Source organism: Microbispora sp. H10670 (genome assembly GCF_014161385.1).
GTDB lineage: Bacteria > Actinomycetota > Actinomycetes > Streptosporangiales > Streptosporangiaceae > Microbispora > Microbispora triticiradicis.
Genome location: NZ_JABBWW010000017.1, coordinates 87,588 through 103,778, shown reverse-complemented (window position 1 = coordinate 103,778; position 16,191 = coordinate 87,588). Strand labels below are relative to the sequence as shown.

Here is a 16,191-nt window from a genome sequence, read left to right as displayed (position 1 = left end):
CGACACCGCGACGGGGCGAGTCTGGAGGTCCGATGTCCCCGCACGCCATCCACGAACCACCTCCGCTCGTCGAGCTCCGCGGCATCGGCAAGCGCTATCCGGGCGTCGTCGCCAACCGTGACGTGAACCTCGCCGTCCACCCTGGCCAGATCCACGCGGTGGTGGGGGAGAACGGCGCGGGCAAGTCGACGCTCATGAGGATCCTGTACGGAGAGGAGCAGCCCGACGAAGGCGAGCTCCTGCTGGACGGCGAGACGGTCCGGCTGCGGTCACCCGCCGACGCCATCGCGGCCGGGATCGGCATGGTCCACCAGCACTTCATGCTCGCCGAGAACCTGACCGTGCTGGAGAACGTGATCCTCGGAGCCGAGAACACCCGCTGGGGCCTGCTCGACCGCCGCTCAGGCCGGCGTGCGGTGCGGGAGGTGAGCGAGCGCTACGGCCTCGACGTGGATCCCGACGCCACCGTCGAGCACCTGGGCGTGGGGCAGCGGCAGCGCGTCGAGATCCTCAAGGTCCTCTACCGCGGCGCCCGCGTGCTGATCTTCGATGAGCCCACCGCGGTGCTCGTGCCCGGCGAGGTGCGGGCCCTGTTCGGCAGCCTCGCCGGACTGCGCGCGCAGGGACTGGCCGTCGTCTTCATCTCGCACAAGCTCGACGAGGTGCTCGCCGTCTCCGACCACATCACCGTCATCCGCGCGGGCGCCTCGGTGGGATCCTTCGCGACCGCGGACGCCGATCCCCGCCGTCTGTCCCGGCTCATCGTCGGCGGGGAGCTGCCGGCGCCGGCGGCGCGGCGGCGCGGCGGAGGCGGGGAGGTCGTCCTGCGGCTGCGCGGCCTGCGGGCCGACGCCGTCGCGGACGCGACGCTGGAGGTGGCGCAGGGGGAGATCCTCGGCATCGCGGGGGTCCAGGGCAACGGGCAGACCGAGCTGATCGAGGCGATCATGGGAATCCGCGCGGTGTCGGGAGGCTCGCTGCACATCGCGGGCCGGGAGGCGACCCACCTCGGCACGCGGGGCCGCCGCCGGCTGGGGCTCGCCTGCATCCCGGAGGACCGCCACCGCCAGGCGCTCGCGCTGCCCGCGACGCTCTGGGAGAACGCCATGCTCGGCAGTGAGGATCTGCGACGGCGCAGCCGGTGGCGGGTCGACAGGAAGGCGGCCCGGGACGCGACCGGCCGGCTCGTCGCCGGGTTCGGCATCAGGTCGCCCTCTGTCGACGTACCCGCCGCCGCGCTGTCGGGAGGCAACCAGCAGAAGCTGGTCGTCGGCAGGGAACTCGGGGGCCGGCCCAAGGTGCTGCTGGCCGCCCACCCCACCCGCGGTGTGGACGTCGGTGCCCAGGCCGTCATCTGGGAACGGCTGCGCGACGCCAGGGACGACGGTCTGGCGGTGCTGCTGGTCGGCGCCGATCTCGACGAGCTGCTCGGCCTGAGCGACCGGGTGCAGGTGATGCTGCGCGGCAGATTGAGCCCCGCCGTCCCCGTCGGGGAGCTGACCGTGGAGCGCCTCGGCCGGATGATGACGGGCGCCGAACCGGAGCCCGCCGACTCGGCCGCGGAGAACCGATGAGGCCCGCCCGGACGCCGGGCTGGGGAGTGGCGAGCACGCTCGCCGCCCCCGCGCTCGCACTGCTGATCGCGCTCACCGTCTCGACGGCCGTTCTCGCCGCGGTCGGCGCCTCGCCGTCGCGGACGTACCTGACGATGCTGGAGTTCGGCGTACGGCCTGACTCGCTCGTCTCCGCGGTCAACCGGTCGGCCATCTACTTCTTCGCCGGTCTCGCCGTCGCCGTCTCCTTCCGCATGAACCTCTTCAACATCGGCGTCGAAGGGCAGTACCGCTTCGCGGCGCTGCTCGCGGCCGCGGCCGGCACGTCCTTCGATCTGCCGGGGCCGCTGCACCTCGCCGTCGTCTGCCTGGTCGCCGTGCTCGCCGGCGCCCTGTGGGCCGGCATCGCCGCCGTGCTCAAGACATGGCGCGGCGTCTCCGAGGTTCTGTCCACGCTCCTGCTGAACTACGTCGCCACCGCCGTCATCGCCTTCCTGCTGGCCGAGGTGTTCGCGGCCGGCAGCGCCACCGGATCGACCCCTGAGCTGCCGTCCTCGGCGCGCCTGCCCGAGCTCGACGGGCTGCTCGCCCTTCTCGGGGTCTCGCTTCCCGCGGGCGCGCACCTCGGCGGGGCCGTGCTGGGAGCGGTCGTCCTCGGCGTCGGCGTGCACCTGGTGCTCACCCGCACCCTGTACGGCTACGACCTGAGGATGAGCGGACTGAACCCGGCGGCGGCCCACGCCCACGGCATTGACCCACGTCGCATGATCATCATCACGATGCTCGTGTCGGGCGGGCTCGCCGGGCTGGCCGGTCTGCCGGACCTGCTGGGCAACACCTATCGCTACGGCGTGGACTTCCCCTCCGGCGCCGGGTTCACCGGCATCGCCGTGGCGCTGCTCGGCCGCAACAGCCCTCTGGGCATCGCGCTGTCCGCCCTGCTCTTCGGGTTCCTGGAGCGTTCGGCACTGATCCTCGACATCGAGGGCATCCCGAAGGAGATCGTCACGATCATGCAAGGCGTCATCGTGATCAGCGTCGTGGTCGCCCACGAACTGGCGCGCCGCATGGACCGCAGGCGCACCGCGCGACTCGTCCGCGAAGGGGCCCCCGCCCCCGCCACGCCGACCGCTCCCGCCACGCCGGCCGGACCCGCCGCATGAGGGCGGCGACGCCGCGGCCCTGGTGGCGCCGCCCTCATGTGGTGGGCCCGGTGCTCGCCGTGGTCGCCGTCCTGCTCGCGGTATCGATGGTCAGGACCCTCACCGGAACCGAGGCCCTCACCGGATCCGGCGTCGTCGGCGCCACGCTCCGCCTGGCGGTTCCGATCGGGCTCGCCGGTCTGAGCGGCCTGTGGAGTGAGCGCGCGGGCGTGGCCAACCTCGGCATCGAGGGCATGATGATCATCGGGACCGTCTGCGGAGCCTGGGCCGGTTACGCGTACGGCGTCTGGGCCGGCGTCCTGGCCGGTGTGGTGGGCGGCGTCCTGGCCGGCCTGCTCCACGCCGTCGTCACCGTGACGTTCGGCGTGGACCAGGTGGTCTGCGGAGTCGCCGTCAACATCCTGGCGGTGGGGGTCGCGCGGTTCCTGTGCGTCGTCGCCTTCAACGGCCTGCCCGGGGCGGGCGCCACACAGTCGCCTCCCGTCCGGGGGACGATCGGCACGATCAGCCTGCCGGTCCTGGCGGGCGGCTGGGGCACGCCGGACCTCCTCGGACGGCTCGAACAGACGCACTGGTTCCTGCTCTCCGATGCCGGCGGCATTCTGCGGGGGTTCCTCCACGACGTCTCCTGGTTCACCGTGCTCGCCGTCGCGCTGGTCCTGTGCAGCGTGCTGGTGCTGTGGCACACCGCCTTCGGGCTGCGGTTGCGCGCGGCCGGGGAGCATCCCGCCGCGGCCGACTCCCTCGGGGTCCCGGTCCAGCGGATGCGGTACTGGGCGGTGCTGGTGTCCGGGGGGCTCGCCGGTCTCGCCGGGTCCTACCTGGTCACCGTCGCCTCCAACGTCTACCGGGAGGGTCAGACCGGCGGCCGGGGCTTCATCGGGCTCGCCGCCATGATCTTCGGCAACTGGCGGCCGGCGGGCACCGTCGGCGGAGCCCTGCTGTTCGGGTACGCCGACGCCCTGCAACTGCGCCAGTCGACCGCCGTGCACGTGCTGATCCTGCTCGCGGCCGTGCTGCTGTGGATGGCGGCGATCGTCGGCCTGCGCCGCCGTCCCCGTCTGTCGGGGGTGATGGCGCTGCTCGGCATGACCGCCTTCGCGGTCTTCCAGACGACCGACGCGGTCCCCACCCAGCTCGTCTACGCCACGCCCTACCTCGCCACCCTCCTGGTCCTGGTCACGACCGCCCAGCGACTCCGGATGCCGGCCTACGTCGGTGTCCCCTACCGACGAGGAGGTGCCTGACCCATGACGGAAGAGCCGGAACCCCACCTGATGGCGTACGCCGACGTCTGGTCGGCCGTGCCCGGGCAGACCGTGTCCGTGTACGGCAGCGGCCCGCGGGGAACCGTGGACGTCGACCTCGTCGACCTCGTCACGGACGCCGTCCTCACCCCGGCCTCGCCGGTCTCCGTCGAGCCGCGGCCCCTGGAGATCGGTTCCCACTTGGAGATCCCCTCCGTGCCGGCGCCGGCCAGGGGAAGCCTGGCGCTGTGGATCCGCCCGCACCGGCTGGGCACGAGGCAGGTCCTGGCGGACCTGACCGCCGGGGAATGGCGGCTGCTCCTCGCCCTGGACGAGGAGGGGAGGGCCGAGGTGCGCGTCGGCACGCCGTCCGGCCGCCTTCACGGCCGCGCGCCCTCGGGCGTCCGGGAGGGTTCGTGGTTCCTGGTGGCGGCGGCCTGGGAGGCGACGCCGGCCACGACGACCGTCCATCTGACCGTCGGCGGGGGAGGGGAGAGTGTGCGCGCGACGGGACACGCACCGCCTCCGCCCGCCGGGACCGGGGCGCTCCGGCTCGGCGCGGGCCCCGGGCGCGACTCGCCCTACATCGGACGCATCGCCCTCCCCCTGCTGACAAGGAGCCTCCTCACCGGGGAGGCGTGCGCTCCCCTGCTCGGCCTGACCACGGGAGCCGGCCTGCTCGGGCATGCCGGCGACGACGTGGTGGCTCTCTGGGACCCCTCCGCGGATCCCGGCGCCCCCCTCGTGCCCGACGTCAGCGGGAACGGGCACCACGCCCGGGCGGTCAACCGGCCGCTCGCCGGGCTGGCCGGCCCGGAAGGCGACGCCGGGAAGCCCGCCCACACCGCCGTGCAGCTGAGCCCCGAAGACCTCGACGACGCACGCTGGCCGGAGACCTGCGCGCTGACCGTCCCCGGCGACACCACGTCCACCGTGCTCGGCATCCGGCTGCGGGGCGGGAGCCGGTCGTTCGTCGCCCCGCTGATCGTCCGTCCTCCCGGGCCGCCGCACGAGCCGGCGTCCCGCCCGCTCGCGGTGGTCCTGCCCACCTTCACCTACACGGCCTACGCCAACCACCGGCAGTCCAGCGAGGCCGAGTACTTCGGCGACTACTCGCGGGTGACCACCCGCCGGATCACGCTCTCCCCGGTGGACGCCTACCTCAACCGGCACCGGGAGCTCGGGCTGTCCCTGTACGACAGCAGGCTGGAGGGCGGGGCCGTCTACTACTCCTCCAGGCGCCGCCCCGTGCTGAACTACACCGCCGACTACGTCTGGTGGATGACGGGGGCGCCGCGCCACTTCTCCGCCGACATCCTGCTGCTGCGCTGGCTGCGGTCCGAAGGGTTCGCCTTCGACGTCCTCGCCGACGAGGACGTGCACGCGGGCGGAGCCGACCTCCTCGCGGGCTATCGCGTGGTGATGACCGGCAGCCACCCCGAATACATCAGCGCTCCGGAGCGCGCGGCCGTCGGCGCGTACGTGTCCGGGGGCGGGCGGCTCATGTACCTCGGAGGCAACGGGTTCTACTGGGTCACGGGCGTCGACCCCCGCTACCCGTACGCCATCGAGGTCCGCCGCCGCGGCACGGGTGACTGGTGGGACAACGAGCCCGGCGAGGACGTCCTGACCTCCAATGGCGAGCCCGGCGGGCTCTGGCGCCGCCAGGGGCTCCCGCCGCAGGAACTTCTCGGTGTCGGCTTCGCCGCCCAGGGCTGGGGCCCGGCGCCCGGATACACCCGCCTGCCCGACAGCTACCGCGACGAGGCGGCCTGGATCTTCGACGGTGTCGAAACGGAGGTCGTGGGCGCCTACGGGCTCGCGCTCGGCGGCGCCGCCGGAGACGAGATCGACCGCGCCGCGCCGGAACTCGGGACCCCTCCCGGCACCCTGGTGCTCGCCACGTCCGCGGGCGGGCACGGCCACTACTACCAGCCGGCCGCGGAGGACGCCTCCCCGGACGGGGACACCGTACGCGCGGACATGACCCTGCGCAGGCTCGGCGGCGGCGGCGCGGTCTTCTCCGTGGGCTCCGTCAACTGGGTCGCCAGCCTCGCCGCCCGCGAGGGCGACATCAGCCGCATCACCCGGAACGTCCTGTCCCGATTCCTGCTTTCCGACGTCTTGTGAGGAGCAGCGACATGGCCGCGAGCGCCCGCCGCGACGACTATCCGTACCCCCGCACCTCCGGCGAGCTGACCGACGAGCAACTGACCATGCCTGCCGACGATCTCACGGCCATCGCCCGTCACCCGTTGACGGTGTACAAGGACACCACCGAGCTCTACCACCAGCTCGCCCGCCAGATGGCCGACGAACTGCGGGAGAACAACCTGCGCGGGGAGCCGACCCGCTGGATCCTCCCCGTCGGCCCGAAGGCGCACTACCCGATCCTCGCCGAAATCTGCAACCGGGAACGCATCAGCTGGGCCGACGTGTTCGCCTTCCACATGGACGAGTTCCTCGACTGGCAGGGCCGGCCGGTGGATCCGTCCCACCCCTTCAGCTTCCGCGGCTATTGCGACCGCAACCTCTACCAGTTGCTGGACCCCGAGCTGAGGCCGGACCCCGGCAACGTCGTCTACCCCGACGTGTTCGACCCCGACGCCTACGCCGAACGGCTGCGACAGGTGGGCGGGGCCGACACCTGCTTCGCCGGATTCGGATACCGCGGGCACCTGGCCTTCAACGAACCCCCCACGACCCGCTGGCACCACTACAGCCTGGAGGAGTTCGCCGCCTCCACCACCCGGATCGTCCCGCTGCTGGAGGACACGATCGTGGCGCACTCCCACCGCGTGACCGGCGGCTACACCCAGGCCATCCCGCGCATGGCCATCACCGTCGGCATGGCGGAGATCCTCTCCGCCCGGAGGCTGCACCTCGTCACCGACGGCGGAGCCTGGAAGCGGTACATCGTGCGGGTCCTGCTGCTCACCACCGAGCCCGACGTGCTGCTGCCGGTCACCCTCGCGCACCGCCATCCCGACGTGCACGTCACCGTGGACGCCGACAGCATCGCACCCTGTGCGCTGGGCCTCGGCTCGTGACCGTGCTGGCAGTCGGCGCCTACACCGTGGACCTCTACATGTTCGGCGACCACCTGCCGGCGCCGGGCGAGAGCGTCGGCGCGTCCGGCTACGCCACCGCGCACGGCGGCAAGGCGGCGAACGTGGCCGTCGCGTCGGCCCGGCTGGGAGCTCCAACCAGGTTCGTCGGCGGCCTGGGCGACGACGCCGACAGCGTGGCGGCGCTGGCCGCGCTGCGGGCAGACGGGATCGAGACCGGCGGTTGCGCCGCGATCGACGGCGTCGCGACCGGGCGCAGCTTCGTCTACGTCGACAGACGGGGCGGGCAGATCGTCATGACGTGGCCGGGGGCCGCGGACCTGCTTCCCCCCTCCCGGGCGGCCGCCGCGGCCGCCGGACTGCGGCCCGGTTCGGTGCTCGTGCTCCAGGGCGAGATTCCCGTGGCGACCTCCGCCGCGGCGGCCGCCGCGGCCCCGCCCGGCGTACGCGTCCTGCTCAACCCGAGCCCGGCAGGGCCGTTCCTCAGCGAGATCGGGGAAGAGCTGCTCCGCCGGGCCGACGTGCTGGTGCTGAACGACGGCGAGCTGGCCGCGCTGACCGGGCCCGCGGACGAGGCGCGCCCGGCGGCGGCGCGGAGTGACGAGGGCGTCTCTCCGGCCGAGTCCCTGCTGCCCAGGACCAGAGGGCGGACCGTGGTCGTCACCCTTGGTGAACGGGGCGCCGAGATCGCCGGAGACCACGGCACTATGCTGATCGGCGTGCCGCGCGTGAACGCCGTGGACACCACCGGAGCGGGTGACGCCTTCACCGGAGCCCTGGCGGCGGCGCTGCGTACCGGCGCGAGCGTGGCGCAGGGAGTCAGGCTCGCGTGCCGGGTGGCGGCGGTCTCGGTCACGCGCCGCTTCTGCGCTCCCAGCTACCCATCCGCCTCAGAGCTCGGCATCGCCCCGCTCCAAGGCTCGTCCGGGCAGGAGAACCCCGGTGAGACGACACCCCACCCTGGCAGTCCAGGTACGTGACCGGCTGCGTGCCCTGATCGCCGAACGGGGACTGCGTCCCGGGGACCGGCTGCCGTCGGAGAACGAGCTCATCGCCCTGTTCGAGGTGGGCCGCACCAGCATCAGGGAGGCGCTCAAACTGCTGGAGCAGGAGGGCCTCATCCAGGCCCGCCACGGCGACGGCCGCTACCTCACGTCCCAGCCCAGCCTCGACCGTCCGCTGACCCGCCTGGAGGGAGTGACGGAGATGCTGGCCAGCCGGGGGCACACGGCCGACAACACGGTCCTCGACATCACGGCGGCGGAGCCGGACCGGCACCAGCGCGAGCTGCTCCAGCTCCCGCCCGGGGAGGCCGTCGTACGGCTGGAGCGGTTGCGCCGCCACGAGGACGACGCGCTGCTCTACTCGGTCGACCTGTTCCCCCGGTCCCTCATCGCCCGTCCGCTCGACGAGGTGGACTGGACCGGGTCGCTGTTCCGGCTGCTCGCCGAGCACGGGCACAACGTCGCCTACGCGGTCGCCCAGGTCCGCGCCGTCACGCTCGACGAGACGCAGGCGGAACGCGTCGCGAGCCCCCGGGACGGCGCCTGGCTGCTGCTGGTCCAGACCCACCACGACAGCGCCGGGCGGCCGCTGCTGTATTCGGAGGACTACCACAGGGGCACCGACTTCTCCTTCCATCTCGTGAGGCGCCGTGACTGACACCACCCCCCGCGCCCGCCGGGTCCTGTTCGACCACGACGGCGCTCCGGACGACCTGCTCGCCCTTCTCCTGCTGACCCAGTACGACAACGTCGACCTGCGGGGAATCGCCGTGACCCCGGCCGACTGCCTCCCCGCACCGGCCCTGTCGGCCACCCGCAAGATCCTCGACCTGACGGGCGAGGACGTGCCGACGGCCGTGGGAGTGCTGCCGGGGCGCAACCCGTTCCCGCTCGCCTGGCGCATCGACGCCCTGCGGGCGGACGCCTTACCCGTGCTCAACCAGAAGGACCACACCACCGCCGGCGCGGAGGGTCCTCCGGCGCACGAGCAGCTCGCCGCCTGGCTGACGCGGGCTCCGGACCCGGTCACCGTGCTCGCCACCGGCCCGCTGACCAACCTCGCCTGGTGCCTCGAGCACCACCCGGAGGTCGAGTCCCGCATCGAGGAGGTGGTGTTCATGGGCGGAGCCCTCGACGTCGACGGCAACGTCAGGCAACCGGGTCACGACGGCACCGCCGAGTGGAACCTCTTCTGGGACCCCGGCGCCGCCAAACGCGTCTTCGACTCCGCCGTCCCCATCACGATGTTCCCCCTGGACGTGACCAACCGCGTGCCGGTCACCGCGGAGCTCGCCCGGACCTTCGGCCGCAGTTACGGCGACCACCTCAGCGATCTGGCCGGATCGCTGCTCGCCCTGACGTTCGGAACGCTGGAGACCACCGGGCTGGCCTACTGCCTCTGGGACAGTCTCACCGCCTCCTACCTCGCCGAGCCCGGCATCTGCGCCTTCGAGACGGTGCGCTGCGACGTGGTCGCGCAGGGCGAGAGCCAGGGGCGCACCGTCAGGGACAGCCGCGGCCGCGCCGTCAGGTGCGCCCGTACGGTCGACGCCGACCGGTTCTACCGGCACTTCCTCGGTACGCTCGCCCCGGGCGGGCCCGGGCTGCCACCCGCCTGAACGCGCGGGGCCCCATGGCGCAGTCCTACGGCGGGGTCCTACGACGCGGGGTTCTGCGACGCGGGGTCCTGCGATGCGGGGTTCTACGAAGGGGGCAGCCCGCACATCGTGAGGGCCCGCAGCGCGAGGTCGATCATGCCGGTCTCCCGGGAGGACGACGCCAGACGGCGCAGCGCCGCTCCGTCCAGCCAGCGTGCCTCGACGAACTTGTCCCGCTCCATTCGGGGGCGGGCCAGGTCCCCCGCGACCGTGGCGAGCACGTCGATCTCGCGTCTGCGCTCGCCGTCGCCGCCGCTCCAGTCGAAGACGTCCACCACCCGGTCCGCCCGGAGCAGGTGCCAGCCCGTCTCCTCCTCGACCTCCCGGGCGAGCGCCGTGCACAGCGTCTCGCCCTCTTCGACGTGTCCTCCGACGATGTCCCAGCAGTCGGGGTAGAGCCGTACGTGGGGAGCCCGCCGTTGCAGGAACACCTCGCCGAGCGGGTTGACGAGGACGGCGCCGACGACGCACCGCGCGCCCGCGGCCGACGCCTCCCGCTGGATCCGCTCGAAGTCCGGAGGGTGCGGAGCGCAGCCGCCGGCCGCCCGCCCGGTCACGCCGGCTCCTGATGGGCGTAGTACGTCGCGTACAGGCCGGCGAAGCGGCCGCCGCGGCGCAGCAGCTCGTCGAATCCGCCGTCCTCGGCGACCCGGCCCTCGTGCATGACCAGGACGCGGTCGGCCCGCCGGATCGTCGAGAGCCGGTGCGCGATCACCAGCACGGTACGGCCGGTGAACAGCCGGGACAGCGCGTTCTGGATGTCCCGCTCGGTCAGCGGGTCGACGCTGGCCGTCGGCTCGTCCAGGATCACGATGTCCGGCTCCCTGAGGAACATCCGGGCGAGGGCGATGAGCTGCCGCTGCCCCACCGACACCCCCTGGCCGCCGGCGCTCAGCGTGTCGTGCAGGGACATGGGCATACTGCGGGACCACACCTGGGGACCGATCCTCTCGATGGCGCGTTCGACGTCCGCGTGGCCGGCTCCCGGCCTGCCGTAGGCGATGTTGTCCGCGAGCGTGCCCGCGAAGACGAACGGGTGCTGCGGGACGACGCCGACGCGCCCCCGGTACGCCCCGAGGTCGAGTGAGCGCACGTCGCGGCCGTCGACCAGCAGCTCGCCTCCCTGGAAGTCGTAGGCGCGGGCGATCAGCTTGGCCAGGGTGGACTTCCCGCCGCCCGTGTGCCCGACGACGGCCACGGTCTCCCGGGCGGCGATCCGCAGGTCGAAATCGTGGAACACGGCGGTCCCGGCCGCGTAGCCGAAGCGCAGTCCGCGCGCCTCGATCTCGCCGTCGAGCCGCGTCACCGGCTCGTTTCCGTGCTGGACGACGGCGTGGTCGCTGTCGATGAGCGCGAAGACCCGCTCGGCGGCGGCGAGCCCCTGCTGGAACAGGCTCCAGAAGGACGCCGCCTGGGTGACCGGCTGCCACAGCATGCCGAGCGCCTGAAGGGCGAAGTACCACTCGCCGGGGGAGAGCCTGCCGAGCACCGCGAAGCGTCCGCCCTGGTAGACGACGACCGCCGTCGCCAGACCGGCCAGCAGCGTCAGGACCGGGAGGATGACCGCGTAGATGAGGCCCTGCCGCACGTAGACCGCGTAGGACAGGCGGTTCACCTCGTCGAAGTCGCGGTAGACGGCCCTCTCCCGGCCGAAGCTCTTGGCGACCGAGATGCCCAGCATCGACTCGTGCACGGTCGCGTTGACCTTGGCCATCACCCGCCGCGTGGCGGACGCCGCCATCCTGGCGAGCCTGCGGAAGGCCAGCGCCGCGGCGAGCAGGAGCGGAAGCGTGGCCAGGATGATCAGACCGAGGTCCACGTCGATCCAGAACACCACGCCGCCGAGCAGCAGCACCAGGAACATCTGGCTGATCAGGTTCAGGGTGAGGGTCATGACCGAGCTGAAGCCCTCGGTGTCGCCGGTGACCCGGCTGAGCACCTTCCCGACCGAGTTGTCGTCGTAGAAGGCGACGTCCTTGGCGAGCGCGGCGTCGGCGGCCTCGCACTGCAGCCGGTACACGACCCCACCCACCAGCCACGCCGCCAGGGCCTGGCGCGCCCAGTTCATCCCCCAGGCCAGCACCGCGGCCGCGACGACGAACAGGCTCAGCCGCACGCCCAGCCCGGTCCCGTCCCCGACCTGGTCGATCATGCGGGAGATGACCACCGGCACCGCGGCGGTCAGCAGGGCGGATCCCACGACGAGGGCGGCGGAGCCGAGCATCGCGCCGCGCTGTGCCCGCAGGTAGCGGAGAATGCGGCCGAGGAGGCGGCGGTTGCCGTAGACGCGGTCGTAGGTGTCGCCGCTCAGGCCGGCGAACAGGTCGCTCACGACGGCCGCCGGTCCGTCTCGGCGGTACGGGTGTCAGCCACTGTAGATCTCCCGGTAGAGCGCGCAGCGCGCCATCAGCTCCTCGTGCGTTCCCTGGTCGACGACCCGCCCGGCGTCCAGCAGCAGGATCAGGTCGGCGCGCCGGATCTGGCCGGGGCGGTGCGAGATCAGCACCGTGGTACGGCCGGTGGCCGCGCGCTCGATCGCCTCGGTGATGGTCGTCTCGGTCCGGGCGTCGACCGCGCTGGTCGCGTCGTCGAGGGTGAGGATGCGAGGGTCGGTGAGCAGCGCCCTCGCGATGGCCAGCCGCTGCCGTTGCCCGCCGGACAGCGTCGTCCCGCCCTCGTTGAGGACCGTGGCGTAGCCGTTCTCCATCGTCTGCACGAACTCGTCCGCGCACGCCTGCTTGGACACGCGCAGGACGTCCTCGTACCCGGCGCCGTCCGGCGAGCCGAAGGCGATGTTGTCCAGCACGCTCTTGGAGAACAGGAAGGTCTCCTGGTCCACGTGGCCGATCTGGCGGCGAAGCGCGCCCGGCTCCCAGTCGCGTACGTCCCGTCCGTCGATCAGCACCCGTCCCTCGGCGGCGTCGTACATGCGGTTGACCAGCTTGACGAGCATGCTCTTGCCGCTGCCGGTGGGGCCGACCACGGCGAGGGTGCGGCCGGCGGGAACATGGAAGGAGACGTCGTGCAGGACGTCCCTGCCGTTGGCGCGGAAGGTCACGTGGTCGAAGGTGATCGAGCCGGTGATGGCCGCCGTGGTGCCCTCGACGTCCTCCCGCTCGCCCGGGTCGCCCTCGATGATCTGCCTCATCCGGGTGGCGGCGACGACGCCCTCCTGGATGACCGGTACGGCCTGCTCGGACATGCTGACCGGCTGGGCGAACAACACCAGCCAGCCGAGATAGGTGACGACCTGGGCGAGGGTCAGCTCGCCCTGCGCGTACAGGTAGAGGGAGTGGATGGAGCCGATCGCCATGCCGAGCGCGAAACTCAGCGCGGGCAGGTAGACGGCCTGCGCCCGGCCCCGCCTGACGAAGGCGTCCCGGTACGCGGCCGCGGCGCTCCTGAACGCGAGCCGCTCGTGCTCCTCCTGGGTGCACGCCTTGACCGTGGCGATGCCGGACAGCGTGGTGGAGAAACGCTCGTTGAGGTCCGCGAAGGACTCCCGGGCCCGCATGGTCAGCGGGTGCAGCCGCCGCAGGTGGTAACTCAGCGCGCAGGCGAACACCAGGATCATCACGCCGGGGGCCAGCAGCAGCCGGCCGTGCAGCGAGGCGATGAACAGGGTCGGGACCAGCAGGGCCAGGATCCCGTTGAACGCGGTGGAGACCCCGGGGCTGAGCATGTAGTCGACGAGTCTCGCGTCGTTGATGGCGCGGGCCAGGATGTCGCCGATGCGCTGCTGGTCGTGGAAGGACATGCGCTTGCTCAGCAGGCTGCGGTACAGATCGTCGCGCAGGTCCCGTTTGACCCGCTGGGCGATGATCTCCATCGAGCCGTTGGACAGCAGGTCGGCGGCGAACCTGCCGACCGCCAGCAGACCGGCGGCGAGCGCCGCGGCCGCGACCACGCCGAGGTCCGGGTGGGCGCCGCCGGCCTCGGCGAACGCCGAGCCGATCTGGACGGGAACCAGGGTGGAGCAGAGGTTCGCCGCCACCGCCGCGACGGTGAACGACAGCAGCAGGCGCCGGTGCCGTCGCAGGTGGACGGAGATCCACCCGCCCACCCGCGGGGACGCGCCCGGCCCGTCGCCGGGCTCTCCTGCTGGGCGCGTCCCCTCAGCCGCGGGGTCTTCGGGTGCCTGACTGGTTCCCGTGGTCAACTAGCCGACCTCTGCCGACGCCGGGACCGGATCCGTCAGGGAGCCGAAGCCGCTCCCGCCGGTGGCGTGCAACTCGTCCATCGTCTGGTCGCACAGCTTCGACGCCGCGAGCGCGTCGGCGACCGTCGGCGCCTCCCACGTGGGGGAGTGGCCGTTCCCGTTCCCGTTCCCGTTGTGCCCGGCCGGCTTCCGGCGGCAGGCGTCCAGGAAGGCCTCCAGCTCCGGCCCGAACCCGCTGCGCGTCCAGCCGTGGTCGAGGTTGCGCGTGCTGTGCAGTTCCTGGCCGAACGGCAGGCCCTCGGACAGGTCGAGGGTCACCCGTTCGAGGGACGGGGCGCTGTAGCGGCTGCCGTCCATGCCCTGCACGGTGACGCCCACCAGGAAGCGCCTGACGTGGTTGCCCATCCGGAGGGTCGAGAGCGATCCGTCGTCGTGGCGCAGGAAGACGGTCCCCTGGAAGCGGTCGGCGTCGCCGGTGATGGCGTGCGCGTCCACCTGGACGACGGGGGAGGGCACGAACCAGCGCGCCAGGTCGAGCGCGTGCACCCCGTTGTGCCGGATCCACGCCTCCAGCGTCGTGTCGACACCCCACTGGGGAGCCGACGGGTGGCGGCTGTAGAAGTCGATCGTGACCGAGCACGGAGTGGCCCGGACGTCCCGGCTCAGCTCGTGCAGCCGCTGAAGGGTTTCGGCGTAGCGGAAGTTGAACCCCACCTGGACGTGCCGGCCGGTGTTGTGCACCACCTTGTCCAGGTCCTGCAGGGCGGCGGTGGACGGCCCGGCGGGCTTCTCCACGAAGCAGTCGACTCCGTGCTCCACCAGGTAACGGGTGAGCACGTAGGACGGCTCGGGCGGCACGGCGAGCACCGCCGCGTCCACGTTCTCGAGATCGAGAGCCTCGACCGACTCGGCGTGGACCACGCCGCCGGCCAGGGACGCGAGCTCCGCGGCGAGGGACCTGTCGGGGTCCACGCAGGCGACCACCCGGTGGCCGGGGATGCGCTGCAGGAAGGGAAGGAGGTTCTGTCGCATCTGGCGGCCGCACCCCACCAGAGCGATGCGGAGGGCGTCAGCCACGGCCGGCTCCGGCCGAGGCGTTCCACTCCTCGAATGCCTGGCGGGCACGGTCGTGCAGGTCGGCCCAGTCGGTGTCGCGGTGCGCGAGGCTCACGAAGGAGGGGTGGCCTTCGAGCAGGAGGATGCCGGCCCCGGTCAGGGCGGCGAGCAGCGCCTCACGCCGCTCCTTGTCGCCGAGGAGCGCGTCGTCGTGGTACACCAGCTCGAACATCCCGCCGCCGAGCACCGGACGGGCGCCGACCAGCGAGCCCACCCCGGCGTCCTGCGCGGCCGCGGTGAAGACGGACGCCACCTGCGTGCCGATCCTGCCGATCTCGGCCCAGCCGTCCGGCGAGTCCCCGACCGGCTTCTCCAGGATGTCCCTGGTCGCCAGCGCGGCGTAGACGGCGATCATCTCCTTGGAGAAGGTGCCGCTGAGCCGCGCCCGCTCCGCCTGCGCGAGCAGTTCCGCGTCGCCCACCAGAAGGCTCAGCGGAGCCCCGTTGGCCAGCGCCTTGCCGATCACGATCAGATCGGAGCCGAGGCGGTTGTCGTGGTCGTAGCCGAGCGGTGAGATCCGGCCCCCGGTCTTGGTCTCGTCGAAGACCGTGAGCAGGCCGGCCTCGCGGCACATCGCGACGGCCTGGCGCAGCACCTCGGGGGTGGTGAACGACGCCAGATAGGCGTCGAAGACGAAACACCCCAGCAGGCCCTTGTGCCGGTCCAGCAGTTCGGCGAGAGACTCCAGACGCAGGTCGACCCAGTTGGCCGCGGGCTCGGTCTCGCCGATCCCGCGCATCGCGTCGGTGTATCGGAGCTTTTCCCGCAGTGGGGAATGCAGCGGCTCGTGCCATTTCAGGGAATTGGCGATCTGCGCGTCGTGCCAGCCGATATACCCGCTGCGGACGACGCCGAGCCGCCCGGTCCGCATTGCGGCCAGCCGGAAAGCCGCGGTTACGGCCTCGGAAGCGGTCTTGAAGTACGCGCCGCGATCTTTCGGACGGTCGCCGAGCAGCCGCTCCAGGTACTCCTGGTGAAAGGTCGTGTAGCCCGGCATCATTACGCCGTTGACCAGATAACGGCTCAGGATCTCACTGAATTGGTCATCCGAGTGACCGAGAATCACCGGTCCGTAACCCATGACGAAGTCGGTGTACGTCACGCCGTTCGCGTCGGAGACCTCGCCCCGCTTGCCCTGCGAGAACAGGAGCTGCTGCCCTGCGGACTTGAACTTGCGGGTGATCTTAGAGTGTGCTATTCGCTCGTGTTTGGACAAAGATCCT

The 16,191-nt window shown here is 72.2% G+C and carries 13 protein-coding genes; 8 read left to right on the top strand and 5 right to left on the bottom strand.

Features of this window, described 5'->3' with window-relative positions; translation table 11 throughout:
• The first annotated feature begins 32 nt into the window (after positions 1-32).
• The 8 genes from HHX33_RS22865 to HHX33_RS22830 are packed head-to-tail and all read left to right on the top strand — an operon-like array spanning position 33 to position 9,654.
• Entirely contained in the window at positions 33-1,574 is a 1,542-nt protein-coding gene (locus HHX33_RS22865) for an ABC transporter ATP-binding protein (protein WP_182876413.1), read from the top strand.
• Complete coding sequence (locus HHX33_RS22860) at positions 1,571-2,716, top strand: ABC transporter permease (RefSeq protein WP_182876412.1); 1,146 nt, start codon at positions 1,571-1,573, stop codon at positions 2,714-2,716. The genes HHX33_RS22865 and HHX33_RS22860 overlap by 4 nt, the downstream gene beginning before the upstream one ends.
• Complete coding sequence (locus HHX33_RS22855; RefSeq protein ID WP_182876411.1) at positions 2,713-3,963, top strand: ABC transporter permease; 1,251 nt, start codon at positions 2,713-2,715, stop codon at positions 3,961-3,963. Before HHX33_RS22860 ends, HHX33_RS22855 begins: the two co-directional genes overlap by 4 nt.
• A 3-nt stretch (positions 3,964-3,966) precedes the next feature.
• On the top strand, positions 3,967-6,093 hold the full coding sequence (locus HHX33_RS22850) for a N,N-dimethylformamidase beta subunit family domain-containing protein (protein WP_182876410.1): 2,127 nt from the start codon (positions 3,967-3,969) through the stop codon (positions 6,091-6,093).
• An 11-nt stretch (positions 6,094-6,104) separates the two neighbouring features.
• Positions 6,105-7,013: a 6-phosphogluconolactonase gene (locus HHX33_RS22845; protein WP_117409675.1), complete on the top strand. Its 909-nt coding sequence runs from the start codon at positions 6,105-6,107 to the stop codon at positions 7,011-7,013.
• Positions 7,010-8,011, top strand: a complete 1,002-nt coding sequence (locus tag HHX33_RS22840) for a ribokinase (protein WP_182876409.1) — start codon at positions 7,010-7,012, stop codon at positions 8,009-8,011. The genes HHX33_RS22845 and HHX33_RS22840 overlap by 4 nt, the downstream gene beginning before the upstream one ends.
• Positions 7,974-8,693, top strand: coding sequence for a GntR family transcriptional regulator (locus tag HHX33_RS22835; RefSeq protein WP_182876408.1), 720 nt, complete (start codon positions 7,974-7,976; stop codon positions 8,691-8,693). The genes HHX33_RS22840 and HHX33_RS22835 overlap by 38 nt, the downstream gene beginning before the upstream one ends.
• Positions 8,686-9,654, top strand: a complete 969-nt coding sequence (locus HHX33_RS22830) for a nucleoside hydrolase (protein WP_182876407.1) — start codon at positions 8,686-8,688, stop codon at positions 9,652-9,654. Before HHX33_RS22835 ends, HHX33_RS22830 begins: the two co-directional genes overlap by 8 nt.
• Before the next feature lie 83 nt (positions 9,655-9,737).
• On the opposite strand, the gene HHX33_RS22825 is transcribed toward HHX33_RS22830, so the two are convergent.
• The 5 genes from HHX33_RS22825 to HHX33_RS22805 are packed head-to-tail and all read right to left on the bottom strand — an operon-like array spanning position 9,738 to position 16,184.
• Positions 9,738-10,250: an NUDIX hydrolase gene (locus HHX33_RS22825; protein ID WP_220502101.1), complete on the bottom strand. Its 513-nt coding sequence runs from the start codon at positions 10,248-10,250 to the stop codon at positions 9,738-9,740.
• The gene (locus HHX33_RS22820) at positions 10,247-12,025 is read right to left on the bottom strand and encodes an ABC transporter ATP-binding protein (RefSeq protein ID WP_220502100.1); all 1,779 of its coding nucleotides are present in this window, start codon (positions 12,023-12,025) and stop codon (positions 10,247-10,249) included. Before HHX33_RS22820 ends, HHX33_RS22825 begins: the two co-directional genes overlap by 4 nt.
• A 33-nt stretch (positions 12,026-12,058) precedes the next feature.
• Positions 12,059-13,852, bottom strand: coding sequence for an ABC transporter ATP-binding protein (locus HHX33_RS22815; RefSeq protein ID WP_182876406.1), 1,794 nt, complete (start codon positions 13,850-13,852; stop codon positions 12,059-12,061).
• Positions 13,853-14,929, bottom strand: coding sequence for a Gfo/Idh/MocA family protein (locus HHX33_RS22810; protein WP_182876405.1), 1,077 nt, complete (start codon positions 14,927-14,929; stop codon positions 13,853-13,855).
• Entirely contained in the window at positions 14,922-16,184 is a 1,263-nt protein-coding gene (locus HHX33_RS22805; RefSeq protein WP_182876404.1) for an aminotransferase class III-fold pyridoxal phosphate-dependent enzyme, read from the bottom strand. Before HHX33_RS22805 ends, HHX33_RS22810 begins: the two co-directional genes overlap by 8 nt.
• Positions 16,185-16,191: the final 7 nt, after the last annotated feature.

Bases quoted from the DNA above. Each gene is read 5' to 3' on its own strand.
- HHX33_RS22865 (WP_182876413.1), top strand. From the start codon at position 33: ATGTCCCCGCACGCCATCCACGAACCACCTCCGCTCGTCGAGCTCCGC.
- HHX33_RS22860 (WP_182876412.1), top strand. From the start codon at position 1,571: ATGAGGCCCGCCCGGACGCCGGGCTGGGGAGTGGCGAGCACGCTCGCC.
- HHX33_RS22855 (WP_182876411.1), top strand. From the start codon at position 2,713: ATGAGGGCGGCGACGCCGCGGCCCTGGTGGCGCCGCCCTCATGTGGTG.
- HHX33_RS22850 (WP_182876410.1), top strand. From the start codon at position 3,967: ATGACGGAAGAGCCGGAACCCCACCTGATGGCGTACGCCGACGTCTGG.
- HHX33_RS22845 (WP_117409675.1), top strand. From the start codon at position 6,105: ATGGCCGCGAGCGCCCGCCGCGACGACTATCCGTACCCCCGCACCTCC.